The 22,806-nt window shown below is 44.1% G+C and carries 18 protein-coding genes; 12 read left to right on the top strand and 6 right to left on the bottom strand.

Annotated elements, in window-relative coordinates; all coding sequences use genetic code 11:
• Window positions 1–113: 113 nt before the first annotated feature.
• Window positions 114–992, bottom strand: coding sequence for a TraB/GumN family protein (locus tag A7985_RS20050; RefSeq protein WP_256096813.1), 879 nt, complete (start codon window positions 990–992; stop codon window positions 114–116).
• Window positions 993–1,506: 514 nt separating this feature from the next.
• Here A7985_RS20050 and ilvG point away from each other — a divergent pair.
• The 8 genes from ilvG to can all read left to right on the top strand — a co-directional run bounded on the left by ilvG (window position 1,507) and on the right by can (window position 10,908).
• Window positions 1,507–3,156, top strand: a complete 1,650-nt coding sequence (gene ilvG, locus A7985_RS20045; RefSeq protein WP_065792255.1) for an acetolactate synthase 2 catalytic subunit — start codon at window positions 1,507–1,509, stop codon at window positions 3,154–3,156.
• Window positions 3,153–3,395 (top strand): acetolactate synthase 2 small subunit, encoded by a 243-nt coding sequence (gene ilvM, locus A7985_RS20040; protein ID WP_063356859.1) that lies wholly within the window; start codon window positions 3,153–3,155, stop codon window positions 3,393–3,395. The genes ilvG and ilvM overlap by 4 nt, the downstream gene beginning before the upstream one ends.
• A 21-nt stretch (window positions 3,396–3,416) precedes the next feature.
• On the top strand, window positions 3,417–4,340 hold the full coding sequence (locus A7985_RS20035) for a branched-chain amino acid transaminase (protein WP_065792254.1): 924 nt from the start codon (window positions 3,417–3,419) through the stop codon (window positions 4,338–4,340).
• Between the two features lie 76 nt (window positions 4,341–4,416).
• Window positions 4,417–6,273 (top strand): dihydroxy-acid dehydratase, encoded by a 1,857-nt coding sequence (gene ilvD, locus A7985_RS20030; protein ID WP_065792253.1) that lies wholly within the window; start codon window positions 4,417–4,419, stop codon window positions 6,271–6,273.
• A gap of 2 nt (window positions 6,274–6,275) precedes the next feature.
• The gene (gene ilvA, locus A7985_RS20025) at window positions 6,276–7,817 is read left to right on the top strand and encodes a threonine ammonia-lyase, biosynthetic (RefSeq protein ID WP_065792252.1); all 1,542 of its coding nucleotides are present in this window, start codon (window positions 6,276–6,278) and stop codon (window positions 7,815–7,817) included.
• 60 nt (window positions 7,818–7,877) lie between these two features.
• Window positions 7,878–8,930: an ABC transporter substrate-binding protein gene (locus A7985_RS20020; RefSeq protein ID WP_065792251.1), complete on the top strand. Its 1,053-nt coding sequence runs from the start codon at window positions 7,878–7,880 to the stop codon at window positions 8,928–8,930.
• A 96-nt stretch (window positions 8,931–9,026) separates the two neighbouring features.
• The gene (locus tag A7985_RS20015) at window positions 9,027–10,208 is read left to right on the top strand and encodes a methyltransferase (RefSeq protein WP_065792250.1); all 1,182 of its coding nucleotides are present in this window, start codon (window positions 9,027–9,029) and stop codon (window positions 10,206–10,208) included.
• Window positions 10,209–10,227: 19 nt separating this feature from the next.
• Entirely contained in the window at window positions 10,228–10,908 is a 681-nt protein-coding gene (gene can, locus A7985_RS20010) for a carbonate dehydratase (RefSeq protein ID WP_065792249.1), read from the top strand.
• 42 nt (window positions 10,909–10,950) lie between these two features.
• Here can and ubiK read toward each other — a convergent pair whose 3' ends face one another.
• A complete protein-coding gene (ubiK, locus tag A7985_RS20005) occupies window positions 10,951–11,217 on the bottom strand; it encodes a ubiquinone biosynthesis accessory factor UbiK (protein WP_065792248.1) in 267 nt (88 codons plus the stop codon).
• Between the two features lie 192 nt (window positions 11,218–11,409).
• On the opposite strand from ubiK, the gene rep reads away from it, so the two are divergent.
• Window positions 11,410–13,422 carry a DNA helicase Rep gene (gene rep, locus A7985_RS20000; protein ID WP_065792247.1) on the top strand — a complete coding sequence of 671 codons (2,013 nt, stop codon included), beginning with the start codon at window positions 11,410–11,412 and terminating at the stop codon, window positions 13,420–13,422.
• Here the strand turns inward: rep and A7985_RS19995 are convergent.
• The 3 genes from A7985_RS19995 to elbB all read right to left on the bottom strand — a co-directional run bounded on the left by A7985_RS19995 (window position 13,411) and on the right by elbB (window position 17,378).
• The gene (locus A7985_RS19995; protein WP_065792246.1) at window positions 13,411–15,981 is read right to left on the bottom strand and encodes a diguanylate cyclase domain-containing protein; all 2,571 of its coding nucleotides are present in this window, start codon (window positions 15,979–15,981) and stop codon (window positions 13,411–13,413) included. The genes rep and A7985_RS19995 overlap by 12 nt on opposite strands.
• A 159-nt stretch (window positions 15,982–16,140) precedes the next feature.
• A complete protein-coding gene (locus tag A7985_RS19990) occupies window positions 16,141–16,530 on the bottom strand; it encodes a c-type cytochrome (RefSeq protein ID WP_065792245.1) in 390 nt (129 codons plus the stop codon).
• Between the two features lie 194 nt (window positions 16,531–16,724).
• On the bottom strand, window positions 16,725–17,378 hold the full coding sequence (elbB, locus tag A7985_RS19985) for an isoprenoid biosynthesis glyoxalase ElbB (protein WP_065792244.1): 654 nt from the start codon (window positions 17,376–17,378) through the stop codon (window positions 16,725–16,727).
• Window positions 17,379–17,799: 421 nt separating this feature from the next.
• On the opposite strand from elbB, the gene polA reads away from it, so the two are divergent.
• The 3 genes from polA (at window position 17,800) to A7985_RS19970 (ending at window position 22,118) form a co-directional block, all read left to right on the top strand.
• Window positions 17,800–20,550, top strand: coding sequence for a DNA polymerase I (gene polA / locus A7985_RS19980; protein ID WP_065792243.1), 2,751 nt, complete (start codon window positions 17,800–17,802; stop codon window positions 20,548–20,550).
• A gap of 472 nt (window positions 20,551–21,022) precedes the next feature.
• Window positions 21,023–21,586 (top strand): YceI family protein, encoded by a 564-nt coding sequence (locus A7985_RS19975; RefSeq protein WP_065792242.1) that lies wholly within the window; start codon window positions 21,023–21,025, stop codon window positions 21,584–21,586.
• The gene (locus A7985_RS19970) at window positions 21,579–22,118 is read left to right on the top strand and encodes a DUF1285 domain-containing protein (RefSeq protein ID WP_065792241.1); all 540 of its coding nucleotides are present in this window, start codon (window positions 21,579–21,581) and stop codon (window positions 22,116–22,118) included. Before A7985_RS19975 ends, A7985_RS19970 begins: the two co-directional genes overlap by 8 nt.
• On the opposite strand, the gene yihA is transcribed toward A7985_RS19970, so the two are convergent.
• Complete coding sequence (yihA, locus tag A7985_RS19965) at window positions 22,115–22,753, bottom strand: ribosome biogenesis GTP-binding protein YihA/YsxC (RefSeq protein ID WP_065792240.1); 639 nt, start codon at window positions 22,751–22,753, stop codon at window positions 22,115–22,117. The genes A7985_RS19970 and yihA overlap by 4 nt on opposite strands.
• Window positions 22,754–22,806: the final 53 nt, after the last annotated feature.

Here is a 22,806-nt window from a genome sequence, read left to right as displayed (position 1 = left end):
TGATTATTAATATACCTATTGGTCGCAACCCGAACAGAAAAGGTTTAAAAACAGGATAAACGAGGGCAGGAAAAAGCATGAATGCGTCTAAAAACGCACTCATGCTATGGGTTTTAAAGTCTTTTTATCGTAAAGCCTTGCGCCTTTAAAAGCGTGAGTAAGCCGTGTTCTAGTGGCAAATGTAGTGCCCCAACAGCAATAAAATGCGGCTCTTGTGCCAGAGCTGGCACGAGTGTTTTGGCCCATGCGTGGTTTCGATCTATCAGCAACACCTGTTCAGCAAGACGCGCATATTGCGAGTCGTCAAAGCTCAAATGATAATAGTTTTCCAACCGCTTCTGATCACCTGTTTTCCATGCCGCTATCATGTCGTTGATAAAGGATTGTGTGTCTTTCATCTGCGATAAAGTTTGTGTCATCATTTCATCGCTCATTTTTGCAATCTCACTAAACATAGTGAGCTGTTGTTCGAATGTTTCCAGTGGCTTGATGACTTTGCTGTGCTGTTTAGCATGGGCAATAACCTGTTTATCAATGCCAAATTGTTCACTGTATCCCGCTTTTTGATACTCAAGCTGAATGATTGTGAGCATTACCATCCAGACAGGCTGACCACGAAATAATTCGATATTAATTCCTCGCTGTGAAAAGTACGTTTTAAGTTGCTTGTATATAGGCGGGGAGAGCGCTTCATGAAGCGGTTTAAAGTTTTTGCTGGCGACAAAGTGAGCGATTTTTTGTTGTAGCTCCAATGGGGATAAGTCACTCATATCCAATTCAACGATGGTGTATTTTGAACGATTAATTGCCTCTTTTACTTGAGCAGGTAGTCCATCCATACTGACATCACCGACATGAACGGTACCGAATATATAAGATGTTACGCCATTTTTTTCTACGCTCCACAGTGCTGGGGCTGCTTGGCTTAAGGTACTGAGAAAGAGTGCAAGGAATAGAAATAGGCTCTGCACTATGGTTAATTTTAGTTTCACACAAGTCTCCTTATCGGGTCTAAGTGAACATCATAATCAAATGAGGAAGTAAATCACAAAAATTTAATACTCAAAAATGCTATGCATAAAGTTGTTTTTTATTCAGGAGCGAATTGACTTAAGGGCATACTTTTTAGAGGTAAATGAAAAAATTTTTCTAAAATTGTTTTGTTTTAGGTTTTTAATTTCTTTTGTATAGACTTGGTGATTTAATAAAGCATAGATTTTATGGTTGACTTGGTGCCACACGCGGGTTACTAATAGAATAAAGAACGGGCAGACAGCTTTTTATGCCCAAATTGTTTCGCAGTACAGACTAAGAAATTAGGTTAAGAATTTATGTTACATACAGCAACTCTACTAGTCGTGATTATCAACGTGGTGATTATTATTACCGCGGGGGCTGGTTAGTGCTGTAAGAAAATAACAGCTAAGAGCCCCCCGCACTGAAAAGTTCGGGGGGCTCTTTCGTTTTAGGGCTAAAAAAACAGAGCAAAGGGCAATGAGCAAAACAATGACAGGCGCACAAATGGTAATAGACATCCTTGTAAAGCAAGGTGTTACAGACGTATTCGGATATCCCGGTGGTGCGATTATGCCGATTTACGATGCACTGTACGGTGCGCCTCTCAAGCACTATCTGACACGCCACGAACAAGGCGCGGGATTTGCGGCGGTGGGCTATGCGCGCAGTACAGGTAAGCTTGGCGTATGTTTTGCGACCTCAGGCCCTGGTGCTACAAACTTAGTGACTTCATTAGCCGATGCCATGATGGACTCAGTACCTCTGTTAGCCATCACTGGACAAGTACCCACTGCGGCCATCGGTTCTGATGCATTTCAAGAGGTGGATGTATTGGGCATGTCTCTTTCCTGCACTAAACATAGCTTTATGGTAGAGCGCGTAGAGGATTTGGCTGAAGTATTGCAGCAGGCGATGCATTTAGCGACCTCCGGTAGACCGGGTCCGGTTCTCGTTGATATCCCTAAAGATATCCAGCAAGGGCAGGTTCCTTTCACGCCTTGGCTTGCAGATACTCAAGAATGTGACAGTACCTCATTGCAAGAATTAGAAGCGGCAAATGCGCTACTGAAAAGTGCTAAAAGACCCATTGCCTATGTGGGTGGTGGCGTACAAAGTGCCGATGCACAAGACGAGTTGATGGCGTTTTTGGCAAGAACACAAATGCCAGCCGTTTCTACTTTGAAGGCACTGGGCAGTGTGTTACCGGAATACGAATATGAGCTAGGCATGCTGGGTATGCATGGGACAAAAGCGGCGAATTTAGCAGTACAAGAGTGTGACTTGCTCGTTTGTATAGGCGCTAGATTTGACGACAGAGTCACTGGCAACTTAGCAAAATTTGCCGCGAAGGCAAAAGTGATCCACCTAGATATTGATGCTGCAGAAGTCGGTAAGCGTAAACCTGTGGCGGCGTCTCTTATCGCAGATTTAAAAGCGTCTTTACCGTTACTAGAAGGGATCTTAGCAGCACAAGAGTGGCGTGAACATGTCAGTCAAATGAAACGCGATTATGCATGGCGATATGACTATCCAGGAGAGAAAGTCTTTGCGCCATACTTACTGAATAAATTGAGCCATGATATGCCTAAGCAAACCGTCGTGTGCTGTGATGTTGGTCAGCACCAAATGTGGGTTGCGCAGCATATGAAGTTTAGTCATCCCAGTAACCACTTGAGTAGTGGGGGAGCAGGCACAATGGGCTTTGGTCTACCCGCGGCAATTGGTGCGCAAATAGCGCGGCCACAAGATACGGTAATCACCGTTTCTGGTGATGGCTCAATCATGATGAATATCCAAGAACTAGCGACGATTCGCCGAAATAACCTACCGGTCAAAATTGTCATTTTAGACAATCAAAGACTCGGGATGGTAAGGCAGTGGCAGGAGTTATTTTTTGCTGGGCGATATAGCGAAACGAACTTATCGGACAACCCAGACTTCGTACAACTTGCAGCGGTTTTTGGTATCCCAGGTCAGACAATTACACATGCCTCAGAAGTGGATGAGGCTATCAATAATTTAGTATCCAGTGAAGGACCTTACATTTTACATGCCTGTATTGATGATAAAGAAAATGTTTGGCCTCTTGTACCGCCTGGTGCGGCAAATGATGAAATGATAACGGAGAACACTCAATGAAACATCAATTAACTGTGGCTGTAAAAAATCAGAGCGTCGCTGTGGAGCGTTTTCTACGTGTGGCACGCCATAGAGGATTTCGTCTTATGCAATTGCAACTGGAAGGACAAGATGAATTGTTTCACGTCAAAATGACGGTGGACAGTGACAAGCCGATCTATCTATTAACATCACAATTAAATAAGCTAGTGGATGTGCAATCAGTTGATTTGCACACATTACAGCAGCAGGCAATATAACAATATTAAGGTTTTAAAATAATGACACAAACTTCAGAATTTATTTGGCACAACGGTGAAATGATCCCTTACCAGCAAGCAACAACGCATGTACTCAGTCATGCATTGCATTATGGTAGCTCGGTCTTTGAAGGGATCCGTGCCTATGACACGCCAAATGGACCCGCTATTTTTAGGTTGGATGATCACATTCAACGACTATTTGATTCTGCAAAAATTTACCGTATGGAGATTCCCTACACGAAGGAAGAGATCATGGCTGCGTGTAAGCAAGCGGTAAAAGAAAATGGTTTCACAAATGCTTACCTACGTCCGTTTGCATTTTTAGGTCATGTCGGGCTTGGCCTAAATCCGAAATCGCACCTTGCTGATGTCACGGTTGCAGCAATGGAATGGGGCGCATATTTGGGTGACGAAAGTCTCGCTCAAGGCGTTGATGTATGTGTTTCTTCTTGGAGCCGTTTAGCACCGAATACGATGCCAACTGCGGCAAAAGCAGGTGGAAATTACTTATCCTCGCAACTTATCTCTGGTGAAGCAAAGCGCAATGGTTATGTTGAAGGGATTGCGCTTGATGTCAATGGCTACCTCAGTGAGGGCGCTGGAGAAAATCTATTTGTTGTGAGAAAAGGTGTGCTTTATACCCCGCCTACAACAGCGTGTATTTTACCCGGATTAACACGAGATACGATTATTCACCTCGCCAAAGAGCGTGGTTACGAAGTGCGTGAAGAGCCGATAGCCAGAGAGGCCTTATACCTTGCGGATGAGTTTTTCATGGTAGGCACGGCAGCTGAGGTTGTACCTGTGCGCAGCGTTGACCAGATCCAAGTTGGCGAGGGCAAACGAGGACCAATCACAACCGAGCTTCAAAAAGCTTATTTTGATTTAGTGAAAGGTCAGGCTGACGACCCACAAGGTTGGTTGGCTTTCGTAAACGAATAATCAGCAAATTTAAGTATTGATATTTTGGGAATGAGGTAATGCCGGTTAGCGGCTAAAAATAGGTTAAGGGGTCAACATGGCTAAGTTACGCAGTAAAACTACAACAGAAGGTCGTCAACGTGCAGGGGCGCGTGCATTATGGCGTGCAACAGGAATGACGGATGAGGACTTTCATAAACCGATTATTGCGGTCGTGAATTCATATACGCAGTTTGTACCTGGCCATGTTCACCTTAACCAACTGAGCGAGCTCATGGCAGAAGCCATCAGTGAAGCCGGTGGTGTACCAAGAGAGTTTAACACCATTGCCATCGATGATGGCATTGCGATGGGCCATGGGGGAATGTTGTACTCTTTACCCTCACGAGATCTCATCGCCGACTCTGTTGAGTACATGGTAAACGCGCACTGCGCAGATGCCATGGTGTGTATTTCTAACTGTGACAAAATCACACCAGGGATGCTATTAGCTGCGCTGCGTCTCAATATTCCAGTTATTTTCGTCTCTGGCGGTCCCATGGAAGCTGGAAAAACACGCCTAGCTGATATCGAGCTTAAACTTGATTTAGTGGATGCGATGGTGAAAGGTGCTGATCCCAGTGTGAGCGACGAAGACTCAGATCAAGTAGAGCGCTCAGCGTGCCCAACGTGTGGTTCGTGTTCAGGCATGTTCACAGCCAACTCCATGAACTGCTTGCTAGAATCTCTTGGCTTGGCTCTGCCCGGAAATGGTACGACTTTGGCGACGCACAAAGACCGTCGTCAGCTTTATGATGGTGCTGCAAAACGCATCATGGCATTGTGTGATGCGTATTATCGTCAAGATAACGATGCTGTGTTACCACGTAACATCGCAAATAAGGCCGCTTTTACTAACGCCATGACACTTGATATCGCTATGGGTGGCTCATCAAATACGGTACTTCACATTCTTGCAGCAGCGCAAGAAGCTGGTGTTGACTTTGATATGGATGACATCGATCAATTGTCTCGTCAAACACCATTTTTATGTAAGGTGGCACCCGCTACCCAACAGTACCATATAGAAGATGTACACCGTGCAGGTGGCATTATGGCGATTCTAAATGAATTGGCCAAAGCGGATAAACTTGATTTGAGTGTTGGTCATGTGGCTGGTGGCACACTGGGTGAGGTGATTAATCGATGGGATGCATCTGATAGCAGTAACCAGCGCGCACAGACTTTTTATCGTGCAGGCCCGGCTGGGATTCGCACAACTCAAGCGATGAGTCAGGAGTGCCGTTGGGATGAATTAGATTTGGACCGTGAAGGCGGCTGTATTCGCAGTGTTGAGCACGCTTTTCGTCAAGATGGCGGGCTAGCCGTACTGACAGGCAACCTCGCGCCTGATGGCTGTATCGTTAAAAGTGCGGGGGTTGTGGATGAAATGCTGCAATTTACCGGACCTGCGGTGGTTTATGAGTCGCAAGATGATGCGGTAGAAGGGATCTTAGGCGGACAAGTTAAAAAAGGGGATGTGGTTATCATCCGCTATGAAGGACCTAAAGGTGGACCGGGTATGCAAGAGATGCTTTACCCAACCAGCTATTTAAAATCGATGGGGTTAGACAAAGATTGTGCGTTATTGACGGACGGTCGCTTTTCCGGTGGTACGTCGGGCCTGTCAATCGGCCATGCTTCGCCAGAGGCTGCTAGTGGTGGCACCTTGGCGCTAATTGAAAATGGCGACTTGGTTGCCATCGATATTCATGCTCGTTCAATTGATGTGTTGTTAGATGAAACCGAACTCAACCTGCGTAGAGAAAAGCAGTTAGCACGTGGCAAAGACGCATTTAAACCGCTTGATCGTGAACGCGTAGTATCCTCAGCTTTGAAAGCCTATGCGCTTCTGGCGACCAGCGCAGATAAAGGTGCTGTTCGTGATCTCGCAAAATTAGAGGAGCTCAGTTAGCTATGGTGGCACAGGAGCTAGACTATTTTAGAGCCATAATCCAAGCGAATATGGCGCCTTTGGTAAGACATACGGATGTAAGTAGTTTAACTGGACTGTCTAAAAAGTTAGCAAACCAAGTTTGGCTTAAGCGAGAAGATCAGCAGCCGGTATACTCGTTTAAATTACGTGGAGCGTTCAACAAACTACGCCAACTTCCAGCGCATTCTCATGTTGTAACGGCTTCGGCAGGAAATCATGCGCAAGGCGTGGCTTTGAGTGCGGCGCACCTAGGTCATAAAGCCACGATCGTGATGCCGGTAACAACACCTGAAATTAAGGTGAATGCTGTGCGCAACTTGGGTGGGAATGTTATTTTGCATGGCCATCACTTTGATGCGGCAAATAGCCACGCAAAAGAATTATGCGAGCGTGAAGCTGGGGTATTTGTCCCACCGTTTGATGACAAAGATGTCATTGTGGGGCAGGGGACTGTTGCGCGTGAAATGATGCAGCAACTTGATAAGCTGGATGCCGTGTTCATTCCTGTTGGCGGTGGCGGTCTATTGGCTGGCATGGCGGTGTACATTAAATCCTTGCGGCCGGATATTCGAATCATAGGTGTAGAGGCCACAGAAAGTGCTTGCTTACATGCAGCAATGGAAAAAGGGAGACCCGTAGAGCTGGACCAAGTTGGTAGCTTTGCTGACGGTATTGCCGTAAAAAAAATTGGTGAAGAGACCTTTCGTTTGGCACAGACGTACTGTGATGAGGTTGTGGTGGTCTCAACCGATGAGATCTGCGCAGCAGTGCAAGACATCTTTGTAGAGACGCGCGCAATCGCCGAGCCATCTGGAGCGGTTGCCTTGGCTGGCCTAAAGCGATGGTGTGAGACAAATACTGTGCAAGGTATGTCATTGGCGGCAGTATTGTCTGGCGCAAATCTAAACTTTGATAGATTACGCTACATTGCAGAGCGAACAGCGCTGGGGGCCAAAAGCGAAGCATTATTTGGCGTGACGATAGACGAACAAAAAGGTAGCTTTAAACAGTTTTGCCAAACGTTAGGTGGCCGTTCAATTACCGAGTTTAATTATCGTTATGCAGGTGGCAGAGAAGCACAAATATTTGTTGGGGTCGGATTACGCGAGGGAGAAGCTGAGTTACGTGAGTTACAAAATAGCCTCTGTGACAACGGTTATGTATTTACGGATTTATCTGACAACGAATTAGCCAAGCTACATATTCGCTATATGGTTGGAGGTAAACCTCCCGTTGCCCTTGAGGAGCGCTTGCTGCGATTTGAATTTCCTGAGTATCCAGGTGCTTTACTGAGATTTCTTGAAACTTTAGGCAGTGAATGGAATATTACGTTGTTTCACTACCGCAATCACGGCGCGGCAAAAGGGCAAGTATTGGCAGGGTTTGAACTTGGTCCGCAAGAATGTCCTAAATTCGAAGAGCATCTTGAGCGGCTTGGGTATTATTACCAAGATGAAACAAACAACCCTTGTTTTTCTCAATATTTACAGTCCAATGAGGAATATACTCGCAAAGTGAGTTAAGCGACTTTTCAATCGGTGTTTCGGCTTCTATAGTGTGACTATGTATACAAGGGACTGCCTATGAAACACCGCTTCCTTCCATTTGTTATGCTCGTATTTTTCAGTTCAAATGTGTTTGCGCTTGAACCGGTTACCTTGCAGTTGAAATGGGTACATCAGTTTCAATTCGCAGGGTATTATCTGGCAAAGCAGAAAGGGTTTTATCGCGAAGCAGGGTTAGACGTTAATATTGTACCAGCGCAAAAACACAATCCTGATGAGCAGTTTAAAGTGCTCTCTGGGCAAGCACAGTTTGGTGTGACCCACTCAGGAATATTAGAGCAGCGCTTGTTGGGCAAACCACTCGTGGCTTTAGCCTCCATATTTCAATCTTCTCCTTATTGTTGGATGGTACGTGCCGACAGTGACATTTATCTGCCTAAAGACTTTCAAAATAAACGGATTAGTCATTTGGGGCGCAGCGAAGGCGCTGAGCTGGTATTGATGTTGGAGCGCGCAGGCATTGATATTGAAAAACTGCCTATCTATTCGGGGTTGGAACCGTTGGCGGATTTTAAAGCAGGCAAATTTGATGCCCTTCAGGTCTATATTTCTAACGAGCCTTACAAAATGTCTCAACAAGGGGTTGCAACACGGCAGATCTGTCCAAAGCACTACGGAATTAATGTATATGCGGATATTTTATTTACCTCAGAAGATGTATATAAGTATCGCCCTGAAATGGTGGCAAAGTTTCGCAGTGCCAGTTTAAGAGGATGGCGCTATGCACTGGCCAATCTCGATGAAGCGTTGCAAGTGACAAAATACTATGCAAAAGACAAAAGCTTTGAAGAGTTAGCCAGTGAGGCTGATAAGCTCTTGCCTTTTATTAAGGCGCCCGGGATCCCGCTTGGTAATATGTCTGTGGCGCGTTGGCAGTGGATTGCACAGCTTTATCATTTGGATGTTGTGGGCTTTCACGAGCACAAGGGCATGTTTCTCTATGCTGATGACAGTGAAGGAGAGTTGAGTTGGTCTTGGATGCTTACTTTGGCTGTGGTCCTGAGCTTGCTCTGTATTCCAATGTATATTCATCTTGTCTTGTTCAAAAAAAAACACTTTATGATCAATTAGAAGTAAGGCGATAGCCGAAGAGGCAGGATACGAGGTTTTCCAAGACTCGAGGGATAGATTACAATGCATGGCTAAATGTAGTAACACTTCAAACTTATGACTTCTAATTTTGTTTCGCACTTTAAGGCTCTTGACCAACTACTTTATGAAACGCGTCAATATTGGCAGCTATTGGCATTTGACCACCTTTGCACACCATGGCCAGAGTTAGATGATTACTTGACTCAATTGAGCGACGTAAACTTGAATGCATTAGATATGGATCAAAGTGCTTTGCAGCGGGCACTTGCAAACTATATCCCGCAATTGAATGAAATAGCGAAACTGATTGAAGTAGATACGCTTAAACCGCAAAGGCCTACGCTGCCATTTTGGTTGAGTAATGGAATTAAAGGTCGCAAGGTTAATCAGTTGCAAGATTTTGTCGGCGCTTTAAATGAACACAGCTTGCCAGTATTGGAGTGGTGTGCGGGCAAAGGTCACTTAGGTCGCATTATGGCGTTCACCGGTGTTCCTCACGTAGACAGTGTTGAGCTGCAAGCGCATTTATGTGCACAGGGTGCTGAAAGTGCTCAGCAACAACACTTGTCGATGACATTTCACTGTGCAGACATCTTGCAAGATCCAGTTGAACAGTATTTTAGACCACAACAACATGCTGTTGCTTTGCATGCATGTGGCAAATTGCACCAAAACTTTATGAGTGAAGCATCTAAAGCAGGGTGTGAAAAAATTAGTCTGTCCCCTTGTTGCTATCATCTATTCACGCCTGCGCAGTATGAGCCAATGAGCGATGCGGCTAAACAGAGTTTGTTGAAGCTCACTCACAATGATATGAAACTGGCACTGCAAGAAACGGTCACGGCACCAACACGAGTAGGAAAGGTTCGTAAAAAAGAAGTGCTTTGGCGTCTGGCGTTTGATGCCTTGCGTCGTGAGATCACTCACAGCGATAAATATGTCAGCGTGCCTTCTGTCAATAAGGCGATATTTTCCGGAGAGTTCGATGAATTCTGCCACTGGGCGGCGAATCAAAAGGGTATTTCTCTGCCTGAGGATATCGACTATGGTGCGTATTTAGAAGTCGCGAGACAGAGACAGCAAATCACAGAGCGTATAGAATTTGTCAGGCATGCATTTAGACGAGCAATTGAATTATGGTTAGTGTTAGACAGGGTTTTATATTTGCAGGCTGCTGGGTATGATGTGACTTTGAAGCAGTTTTGTGAAAAATCTCTAACACCAAGGAACTTATTGATCCAAGCGGTAAAGCGCTAACACATTATGGGAGAGAGCAATGTGCCAACAGGAAAAAAGCCATTTAGAACACCTGTTAAACAACAATCGGCAATGGGCGCAGCGCACCCAAGCCCGTGACCCAGAGTTTTTTAAAACCTTGTCTATGCAGCAAAATCCAGATTATTTATGGATTGGTTGTTCAGACTCGAGAGTGCCCGCCAATGAAATTGTGGACTTACTTCCTGGCGAATTGTTTGTGCATCGCAATGTGGCTAATGTTGTTGTGCATACTGATCATAACTGCTTGTCTGTCATGCAGTACGCTGTCGAGGTACTAAAAGTAAAGCATATTATGGTTGTGGGACATTACGGCTGTGGTGGTGTTAAAGCGGCTCTGGATGGCGCTAAGTTTGGTTTAATCGATAACTGGCTTAGGCACGTGGTTGATATCAAAGAAAAACATCAAGCGGTCTTGCGTGAAGTTGTGGAGTCACAACGCAGTGATGTGCTGTGCGAGTTAAATGTGATTGAACAGGTTCGCAATGTGTGCAGAACTGCAATCGTCCAAGATGCATGGGACAGAGGCCAAGCGCTGCAAGTTCATGGTTGGGTATATGGACTCGCGGATGGTTTATTACAGGAACTAATTCAAGCCGTGGGTTCCGAAGCGGTGTTATCATCGAAGTATGAGCAAGCCATGCTGTCTTTACTGACTCGTAGTCAACAGGGTGTTGAATAGACGCTTGCTCATTGCAAGGTGATTTTTGCAGCGATGTTTGGGTTACGCGTCAGAGTCGTTTTGCTGTGCTAATTTTGCTTCCAGCTCGGCGACTTTTGCTTCAAGCTCTGTCATCTTTTCTCGTGTTCTGATCAATACCTTGCTTTGAATGTCAAACTCCTCGCGACTTACAAAATCCATTTCAGTGAGCTTTGCTTGAATGGCTTGCTTGGTTCTGGTTTCGAACGTTTCTGCTAAATTGCGTACACCTTGTGGCATATTGCTTGAGATCTGTTTTGCAATCTCTTCGATTTTTGCAGGGTTTATCATGAGTTGGCCTCGTAGCTAGTTGATAATCTGTATCTTACCGTAAAGTCATTAACCATTAAACGCCTTTTCATAGAACAATGGGCGGCAATTGCCCCCTGTTGATGTGAAAGTAAAAGTACCCATTATCGCAATTGGTATTAATCGCTTTATACGATAAACTAAGCGGCTTAGTAGGCAAAGTACACACCTTTTATGAAACTTAATCCCAAGCAAGATGAAGCTGTTAAATATATTAGCGGCCCTTGTCTCGTATTAGCAGGCGCAGGCTCAGGTAAAACGCGTGTAATCACAAACAAGATAGCCTATCTTGTCCAACACTGTGAGTACAAAGCTCGTAATATTGCGGCCGTCACATTTACCAACAAAGCGGCAAAAGAAATGCGTGAGCGTGTTTCTCAAACTCTTGGTAAACAGGATGCAAAGGGATTATGGATCTCAACGTTCCACACTTTGGGCCTTAACATCATAAAAAAAGAGGTGAAAACGTTAGGGTATAAACCTGGGTTTTCGCTGTTTGACGATCAGGACACGGGTCAGCTGTTGGCTGAACTGACAGAAAAAGAGTTAGACAGAGACAAAGATCTGCTTAATCTGCTAAAAATGCAAATTGGCAACTGGAAGAATGATCTGATTTTGCCAGAGCGTGCAATTAGAGAAGCGAGAGAGCCGCAAAAAGCACTTTTTGCTCAACTATATGCACGTTATCAAACCCAACTGCGCGCCTACAATGCATTGGATTTCGATGACTTGATAATGGTCCCGACTTTGTTACTGGGCAGCTCTGCTGAAGTGCGAGAGCGTTGGCAGAATCAATTTCGATATTTGTTGGTGGATGAGTATCAAGATACCAACACCAGTCAATATCAGTTGGTAAAGCTACTTGTTGGTGAACGGGCTCGCTTTACGGTTGTGGGAGATGACGACCAGTCCATTTACTCTTGGCGTGGCGCTAAACCTCAAAACCTCGTGCTCTTAAGTAAAGACTTTCCGGGCCTCAGGTTGATAAAACTAGAGCAAAACTACCGCAGTGCAGGCCGAATTTTGAAATCGGCCAATATACTCATCGCGAATAACCCTCATGAATTTGAAAAAAAGTTATTCAGTGAGTTGGGCTATGGTGATCCGCTCAGAGTCATTGCAACTCGAGATGAAGAACATGAGTCGGAGCGTGTGGTTGCGGAGATTATTTCGCATAAATTTATGAAGCGTACCAGCTATAAAGATTACGCGATTCTATATCGCGGTAATCACCAAGCCCGTGTGTTTGAAAAAGCGCTGATGGCCAACCGTATTCCATATAAGATCAGCGGCGGCATGTCGTTTTTTGCTCGCAGTGAGATAAAGGACATCATGGCCTATCTACGCTTGCTAGTGAATCAAGATGATGACAATGCTTTCATTCGTATTGTAAATACACCGAGGCGAGAAATCGGCCCCGTGACGCTCGAAAAGTTGGGCAGCCTCGCTAATGATAAACACATCAGTTTATTTGAAGCTTGCTTTGATCCTGATTTGACTCAGCGCTTGACTGGAAAAGGCTTTAACGCACTGGCTGGCTTTGGCCGTTGGGTAGTTGAGTTAAGTGATAGAGCAACACGCGGTGATACATTGGAAGCGGTCAAGGATATGATCAGAGAGATCAATTACGAAACGTATCTCTATGAGTCTTCCACCAGTGCAAAGGCTGCGGAAATGAGGATGAAGAACGTTTCTGAATTGTATCGTTGGATCAGTGATATGTTGACAGGAGATGCTGATAATCCGCCTATGACATTACCCGAGGTGGTGACAAAGCTAACGCTGAGGGACATGATGGAGCGTAACGAGGAAGAAGACGAAAGCGATGCGGTCCAGTTACTGACGTTGCACGCCTCCAAAGGTTTGGAATATCCACATGTGTTTATGGTGGGTATGGAGGAGGGGCTGTTGCCCCATCAAACCAGTATTGATGAAGACAATGTTGAGGAAGAGCGTCGCCTTGCTTATGTGGGGATCACCCGTGCCCAGCAGACGCTGACGCTGACCTATGCGAAAAGTCGTCGTCAATTCGGTGAGCAGATCACGCCTGAGTTAAGTCGCTTTGTGCAAGAGCTACCTCAAGACGACCTCGAATTTGAAGGGAAAAAAGCGGTGGTCTCGCAATCAGAGCGAATGGAAAAAGGTCAAGCCAGAGTCGCAAATCTTCGTGCCATGCTAAAACGTTAGTGTTTCTTGGGTGTCAGCCTTACTGACACCCTTGAGGGTGCTTTTAAGGTTTTGCTGTTTTCCGAAAAATAACTGCAATCCATGTTTTTCGAGCAGGCTTCTGAAGTTTAATATCGCTGGCCCTTTGGCGATAACTTGAATGGCTTTTAACTGTGTAATTGCCAAGATCCCTTGCAGTTGAATGTCGTAGCTATTTTGCTGCAACACGCGTTTACTGAACACTGAACTTAACAACACGTACTTGAAGTCGATGTTACTTAAAAAAGCCAAATCACAGCGATCTTTGGCAAAGTCATTCAATCCAATGTTCACCCCCAACTGAGTCAATTCCTTTAAATTCTCAATTTGTACACTAGAGGCGTAGCGCACTTCATTTTCATCAAAGACTAGGCATAGTTGCGAATTTCTTTTGCTCAGTCGTTGTTTTAAAAGAGTGAAAGCGGAGGATTCAAGTATGATAGTCGAACATGCGAACAACACATCTTGCTGATAATTGGCGGCAATTTCTTGCGCTTTACTCAACAGGTCAAGTTCAATATCTAAGTGTTCGTCCTGAGCCGCCGCAAATTTCTTCAAAATATCAAAGCTAGTGCTGCCTAGCACAGGGTGTTCACCAAAGGCTTCAAGTGTCACTATTTGTTGAGATTGATTGCTAAAATCCACAATCTCCGTACTTCTAAAGTGTGTTGGTAAGGCGGTTAAATGGTGGCGCTCAGTCTGTTTGTTTGCACTGCTCGTCGATGCCGTGAGTAGTGGGTGATAAAACTCATAGCGACCACGTCCCGCATTTTTTGCGTAATACATCGCCGCATCTGCATCGCGAATAATTTCATCGGTATTTTTATAGTGCTTGTTACTGTAAGTGATGCCAATACTGGCACCGCTTTGCATGCATACACCTTTCATGCAAAATGGCTGTTGCATGACTCTAATGAGTCGCTTAGCGACATCTTCAGCTTGCTGTTTGTCTGTTAAATGATCTAACAAGATCACAAATTCATCACCAGCCAAACGCGCAAGTAAATCGTGTTCGCGAATACACTCGGAAAATGCTTTACTCACCCAAATTAAAAATTGGTCGCCAGCTTGGTGGCCAAGTTCGTCATTGATGACTTTAAATTTATCTAAATCGATAAATAATACGGCAAAGTTGTGCTCGGGGTAGCGTTGGTACTTTTGCAGCGTTTTTTCGAGCTGTGTCAAAAACAGACTGCGGTTTGGCAGACTGGTTAAGGGGTCATGGTGTGCATCGTGATAAAGCTGTTGCTCAATTTTTTTCCGCTCTTCAATTTGCATTTGTAAATGCAAATTGGTTTGTCTCAATGCTTTGGTTTTTTCGGCGACGCGATGCTCAAGCTCTTGGTTACTCGCTTTGAGAGCTTGATTGGCTAAATGTGTTTGTAATACCGATGCGATTTGATTAGAAACAAATGAAATCAGCTCAACATCTTCATGATTGTACTCATATTCGTGGTTATAAGCCTGACATGCAATTAAACCTATCACACCTTGTGCGGTTTTTAAGGGCGCGCCAAGCCAGCTGGTGGCTGTTTCTAAATGATCGTAGTCAGGCGGACGTTTGACAACCCCGCCTTCGATTAATACGCCCGCTCTTTTTGTATCTATGAGTTGGCTGCGCTCCGTGGTAATAACAAGCTCACTATAGCCTTTGGCAAAAGGGCGTGGTCGGTATTCTGTGACTTCATCGATACAATAAGGAAAGCTAAGCCAATTTGAGCTTTTGTCATGGAGGGCAATATATAGATTATTGGCAAACGTGATCGAGCGAATAATCTTATGCACCTGCTTGTAGACATCGTCGATGTCACTAAATTGTGTCGCTAATTCCGAGATTTTAAAGAGAATCTGTTGTCTTTCGAGTGCACGCTTGCGTTGTTCAATTTCTTTATTCAAAGCATCATTACTTTGCATAAGCGCACGTGTACGGATTTTTACCTCTGATTCGAGTAACTCGCGTTTTTTAACCCGTTCAATGGCTGTTGCCAAATAAAGTGACATCACTTCAAGCAACTCAATTTGATGTTCGCTGTATGCTTGCTGAGCTTGATAGCTTTGTGACACCATTACGCCAATAATATTGTCATCTCTAAAGATCGGGACGCCTACCCAGTGCTCAGCAGGACTTCCTAGCGCTTTAAACTTGCCCTCATCAATCATTTGCTGCATTTGTTGCTTTGTTAAATACAGCACCTGTTTATGTTCAAAAACGTAGCCTGTAACCCCTTGATCAAAATGATGTGATTCGTGCAAAGGCACTGATATGCCGTCTTTTTCATCGACGAAATAAGACAGTTCTAGGGTTTGTGTAAATTGGTTCTGCAATACTACATAAAAGCTTTTGCTAGGTAGATGTTGTTCTAGAATACTGTGAATTGCAGGGTATAGAAGAGTAAGCTCGGCAACAGTACTAGCCTGTTCAGAGAGCTGGATCAGGGCATGTTGCAAGTGATAGTTTTGTTTGTATTTTTTCAACAAGGACTCTAAGCGGCGATTCTTTCGAGTTAACTTGCGAATTGCAACGTCGTTTTGATCTTCCAATGATTAAACCAAAGGCTATTATTGTTTATTTATTAAACTTTATATTTTCATTTTTGACATGGAGGGTCAAGTGTAAAATTTTAATAAAGTTTCCAGTCCAATATTTTGCCTGATTTGAAAGAAATAAGCGAGCGCTTGTCTCGCTTATCTGTACAAATTTTATTTGATCATAAACTCAATTGCTGCCGCAATTTCTTCATCGCTACAGTCCATACAAGTGCCTTTAGGTGGCATAGCATTGAAGCCATTAATAGCGTGATCAAGTAACACATCAGAACCTTTAGTCAGTCGTGCAGCCCAGTCGTCAGCTGTTTTTGGTGCGCCTAATGCGCCTGTGCCATGACAGGCAAAACAAGAAGCTTGATATATCTGCTCACCTGTACGCGGCCCTGTAGGGGCAGCAGCGGCTGTATCTTCTGCGCCAGCTAAGTAGACAGAACCAATCGGTTCTAAACGCTTTTTAATGGCTTCTTCGGTTAGAGAATTATCATACGGCTGTGCGACGGCGGCCGTGGATAGCATTAAGAGTGCTGCTGACAGTTTCTTCATTTACCTTGCTCACTTCAAATTTAATGTCTTCGATCTCGAAGCACGACGGATGACGGTTCCAAATTGAGTATAACGTCACCAACTAATTTATCAAAAATGTAAACTTGATCTTAAGCGTATAAAAAACAACTTTTATTGCGTTAGGGCAAAGATTTGGCATTTTATGCTTAAAACCAAGTAATTTTTGTTCGAAATTAGTTTATAAATTTGGCTAGGCGTGCAATTGCTTTTTCGATTCCCGCAGATGCTTCGCTGATATTTGCAGCCAGCATGTATGCCGGTGTGCTAATCACTTGTTGCTGCTCATCCACAACAATATCAGTGACTTCACAGTTCACATGTTCAGCACCCATTGCAGTGACAGCGGCTGCCGTATCTGCGTCTGTACCAATCGTTGCTAATGTACCTTGTTGGTGGATATGGCCTATTAGTGCAGGTGCAATACATAAATAAGCAATGGGTTTTTGTTGTTTGTTAAATTGCTGGCAGGTGTTTTTTAGTGCGTCTAATACTTGCGAATCAGCCCCTTTAAAAGCAAAGTCAGATAAATTTTTGGCTACTCCAAACCCTCCTGGGAGTACCAGTGCAGAGAAATCATCTGGATTTAAATGCGCTAAATCTGTGATATCACCACGGGCAATTCTTGCAGCTTCCGTAAGCACATTACGGGTTTCATTTTGCTCTTCGCCAGTAAGGTGATTGATCACGTGATGTTGATCGATATTTGGTGCAAAACACTTATACGTGATGCCATGGCGTTCTAAATGCAGCATCGTAAGCACAGATTCGTGAATTTCAGCGCCATCAAAAACGCCACAACCACTAAAAATGATCGCAACTTGTTTCATGTTTTATCTCCTGAGGCCTGTTATGCCTGCTATATTCAATGTAAGAATGTCGAGTGTGAAAAAAAATATAAAGGATCTGCTTTGATCTTTGATCGTTTGTGTTAGTATACGCCTCCGCCTGAAAAAATCAGGTTGTTTTCTCGCCACTGTCTTAGTGAGAAAAATACATTAGGAACGACATTTCCACAAATGTCCAATTAAAAATAAAAAATATTTATCTGTAGTTTTTTATTATTTATCAATAGGTTGCTGTATATTTTTAGGGGCTTAATAGATTGAGCTCACGGTACCCTTATGTTTATCTACAGAGTTATCCACAGCTTTTCCTCGATAAGTAACATTGCGCTCCTCTCGTTTTATGCTAATCCTTGTGGCATTCTTAGCGAGCTTTTAAATATTTATAATTAGGATCCCAAATATTATGCCTCAGATCCCAGAAAATCCCTTAATTTTGGTGGATGGTTCTTCCTATTTGTTTCGTGCGTACCATGCGCCACCGCATTTAACCAATTCTCAAGGTGAGGCGACGGGCGCAATTTATGGCGTCATTAACATGCTAAAAAGCTTGTTAAAGCAGTTTGATCCTAGTCATATGGTTGTTGTCTTTGATGCGAAAGGGCCCACATTCAGAAATGATATGTATTCTGAATACAAGGCAAATAGGCCGCCTATGCCTGATGATCTAAGGACACAAATCGAGCCCATCCATGAAATTATTAAGGCAATGGGCCTCCCTCTAGTCAGCATAAGTGGTGTTGAAGCTGATGACGTCATCGGTACTTTTTCGCGTATCGCGGCTGAGCAACAACGTCATGTTTTGATCAGCACAGGTGATAAAGATATGGCTCAGTTAGTAAATGAGCATGTCACTTTGATTAATACGATGACAGACACCGTGCTAGATCCTGCGGGGGTGGTTGAGAAATTTGGCGTAGGTCCTGAGCTGATTATCGATTTCCTCGCCTTGATGGGTGACAAAGTCGACAACATTCCAGGTGTACCGGGTGTTGGAGAAAAAACGGCGCTGGCTATGCTACAAGGCCTAGGTTCGATAGAGTCGTTATATGCTAATTTAGATCAGATTGCGCCGCTTGGGTTCAGAGGATCCAAAGGCATGGCGAAAAAGCTTGAAGAGCATAAAGACCAGTTACATCTGTCCTATGAGCTGGCCACCATTAAGCTTGATTGCGAAGTTGAGCAAGATCTTGAAACTTTTAAGATTCAAGAGATGGATAAAGACCGCTTGGTTGAACTTTATGGTCAGTGCGAGTTTAAACGATGGTTGGCTGAGCTACTTGATGGCAAGACTTCAAGTGCAGATAAACAAAGTGTAGTAGAAGTGAGTGCACCTGCTGCTGTGGAAGGCAACTACGAAACGATCCTAACAGAACCACAATTAACAGCTTGGATAGAAAAGTTAAAAACGGCAGAAGTCGTTGCGTTTGACACTGAAACGACGAGCCTTGATTATATGCAGGCTGATTTAGTGGGGATGAGTTTCGCTGTTGAGGCGGGGGAGGCGGCATATTTACCGTTGACGCATGACTATGTAGGGGCACCTGAGCAGTTAAGTAAAGAGCTGGTGTTTTCGTACATGAAACCAATTCTTGAGGATGAAACCATCAAGAAAGTAGGCCAAAACCTCAAGTATGATAAGAGTGTTCTGGCACGTGCAGGTATTACATTAAACGGCATCGCTTTTGATACCATGTTAGAGTCTTATGTTTTTAACAGCGTGGGTACTCGCCATGACATGGATTCATTGGCACTGAAGTACCTTGGGCACAAAGCAATTAGCTTTGAAGACATTGCGGGCAAAGGCAAAAAGCAACTGACTTTTAACCAAATTGAGTTGGACAAAGCTGCACCTTATGCTGCCGAAGATGCGGATATTACTCTACGACTTCATCAGCATTTGTGGCCATTGCTTGAAAAAGAGCCTTCATTGTTAAACGTGTTCAATGAAATAGAGCTACCACTGGTTAACGTGTTATCCGCTATAGAGCGCACCGGTGTGAAAATAGATGGCGGGATGCTCGCAGAGCAAAGCCTTGAGATTGAAAAACGCTTGGCTGAGCTTGAACAAGAAGCTTTTGATTTAGCGGGAGAGGAATTTAATCTGAGCTCTACCAAGCAACTTCAAGCTATTTTGTTTGAGAAGCTGGAACTGCCAATACTGAAAAAAACACCAAAAGGAGCGCCGTCTACAGCGGAAGAAGTGTTACAAGAGCTGGCGCATGATTACCCATTACCTAAGTTGATCATTGAGCACCGAGGCTTAGCAAAACTTAAATCGACGTATACAGATAAATTGCCTAAGTTGGTGAATGACGACACGCAGCGTGTGCATACTTCTTATCATCAAGCGGTAACAGCAACTGGGCGTTTAAGTTCGAGCGATCCTAATCTACAAAATATTCCAATTCGTAATGAAGCGGGGCGTCGTATCCGTCAAGCGTTTGTAGCAGATACAGAACATGTGATCCTAGCGGCGGATTACAGCCAAATCGAATTACGCATCATGGCACACCTGTCCCAAGACAAAGGGTTACTCAATGCCTTTGCAGAAGGGAAAGATGTGCACAGTGCAACTGCATCAGAGGTATTTTCTGTGCCACTAGATGAAGTGACCTCAGATATGCGACGCAAAGCAAAAGCGGTTAACTTCGGATTGATCTACGGCATGAGTGCGTTTGGCCTATCGCGTCAACTGGATATTCCAAGAAACGAAGCGCAGCACTATATGGACAAGTACTTCGAACGTTTCCCGGGCGTGTTGGATTATATGGAAAGCACTCGAGAGAAGGCCGCAGAGCAAGGGTATGTTGAAACCTTATTCGGACGTCGTTTGTATTTACCTGATATTAAAGCGCGAAACGGTGCTCGTCGCAAAGCGGCTGAGCGTGCAGCGATTAATGCACCGATGCAAGGGACCGCGGCTGATATAATCAAAAAAGCGATGATCAAAGTACATCAATGGTTAGTACAGCAAAGTACGGATGACGTGAAGTTGCTTATGCAAGTACACGATGAATTGGTGTTTGAAGTCAAAGCGGACAAAGCACAGGCGTTTAGCGAGCATATTTGTACGCTGATGAGTGAGGCGGCCGAACTGGATGTACCGTTACTGGTTGAAGCTGATTACGGCGAAAACTGGGAGCAAGCGCACTAAAAGCTAATCATCACCACCTGAAAAGCAGGATACTTCAGCTTTTCAGGTTTCCTCTAGGGCCTAGCCAGCTGGCCCGATTTACTTGTTATTCTGTAAATCTATAGTAAAAACATTAATTTTTTTGTGTACAAAATATCAAATTGGCGCATTATTTGCTTTGCGCTGTTTATTTCTAGATGGCTATTTGATACAGTGCGCGCCGTCCTCATCCTGTAGGACATCCTGTTGATGATGTATCTCTCGTAAGAGGATACTGTGTATTGATAGCTTCTCCCCAGATTGCTATAACGGCTCGTAAAAGGTTTATACGAGCGATTTTTCTTCCCTGTTTAAACTTCTTTTTGTGTCTTTATTTTATCTTTCTACTTGGTTATTCGCACAATAGTGATGTTCAGTTTGTACCTAGCTCATCGGCTGACTTTAGCGCTGCTTTTTTGTTAAGATGCGATAAATATTTAAAAAGGAATACGTCATGCTTAAGCCCCTACTATTAGGTACTTTATGTTTTACGTCACAGTTTGTTTCCGCGTGGCAGCTAGATAATGATTTGAGTGATTTAAGCTTTACTTCAGTGAAGCTAAATAGCATTGCAGAAAATCATCACTTTGAGAAATTATCGGGTGAGATCTCAAAATCTGGTCAGTTACGTCTTGCGTTAGATTTGACGAGCATTGAGTCGCTTATCCCAATTCGTAATGAACGAATGAAGAAAATGCTGTTCAATGTTGAAAAATACGGCACTGCGACTGTAACCGCAGATTTGAAGCCTTGGTTAAGCCAATTGAATGAGGGCGTGCAACTCGTTAAAGCCTTGCCTGTAACACTGAACCTTCACGGTAAAAGTGTTGTGCTCAATTTAGACTTAGTTGTTAATAAAGCTGGTAAGGTGATGCAGGTTACAACGCAGCGCGCGGTATTGATTAACAGTCGTGATTTTGGCTTGCAAGATGGTATAGAGTCGTTAAGAAAAATAGCTGGACTAAATAGCATCTCACAGAGTGTGCCTGTTACTTTTAATTTAGTATTTAATGACTGATAAGCTATCTCTATTATTACAGGAGTACCTCTCGCATCATGCGCCAACGGAGTTTTGGCAAGCTGGTGAATGTGGTGTGGGTGACTTTCGTATTGACAGCAGTGGGCGCTGGTTTCATCAAGGTGATGAAATCAAACGCTTGCCGCTGGTGCGCTTGTTTGCCAGTGTTTTGAGCTACGGCGATGAACAGTACCTTCTGAAAACGCCGGGTGAAACGTGCACGGTCTCTGTTGAGGCGACGCCTTTTGTGATTGTTGCGTGGCATGAATGCCCTAAAGCAATGCAATTTGGGTTTGATCGAGTCATTATTTGTGAAGATAATTTGGGCAGATATTGGCCTGTTTGTAAGCGGTTTCCACTTTATATGGCAACGTATAAAGATCAGAAAGTGCCCCATCTACAGTTAAACTATGGCTTATGTGCACGCATCGAGCGAAACGTGTTTTACCAATGGGTGGAGCTGGCAGAGTACAGTGACGACGAAGACGTGATGTTACTACACTCTGCAGGTGAGGTGTTTACCTTGAATTAATCTTCTTCAGGTGCTGGCTCTTCTTTCACATAAGGGCCTAGAAACCAATCGTCCAACTGCCATGCAAGTTCTTTTAATCCAAGTCCTTTCAAAGAAGAAAATGCGTGTACTGTGATGTTTCCATCCAATTCGGATAACGCCTTGCGTACTTGTAACACTTCTGCTTTACGCTTACCTTGTTTCAACTTGTCCGCTTTGGTCAGCAGCGCTAGCACAGGAATATCACTTCCAACTGCCCAATTGATCAGGTCCATATCGAGATCTTTCATTGGGTGTCGAATATCCATTAGGACAACAATGCCTTTCAAGCTCTGGCGTTTTTGTAAATATTCACCTAGTGATTTTTGCCACTTTTTCTTCATCTCAATTGGCACTTTGGCAAAGCCATAACCTGGTAGGTCGATGAGTCTTTTATCTTCCTCTAGGGCAAATGTATTTATCAGTTGGGTACGACCAGGGGTTTTACTGGTACGCGCAAGTTTTTGATCAGTAAGTGCATTTAAAGCACTCGATTTGCCGGCATTGGAGCGCCCAGCAAAAGCCACCTCTATGCCACTGTCAGCGGGGAGGCGGGAAATATCTGGTGCGCTGGTAATGAAAGTAGCGCGGTTGTATGGCATACGAGATTTTAACACTCTTACTCCTAAGCGGATTGATTGAACCCGAAATCTGATTCTTTAATTTTATC

The organism is Pseudoalteromonas luteoviolacea (assembly GCF_001696455.1).
Classification (GTDB): Bacteria; Pseudomonadota; Gammaproteobacteria; order Enterobacterales; family Alteromonadaceae; genus Pseudoalteromonas; species Pseudoalteromonas luteoviolacea_C.
Note: the sequence above shows the minus strand (reverse complement) of the source record. Positions and strands in the feature narration are given on the sequence as shown.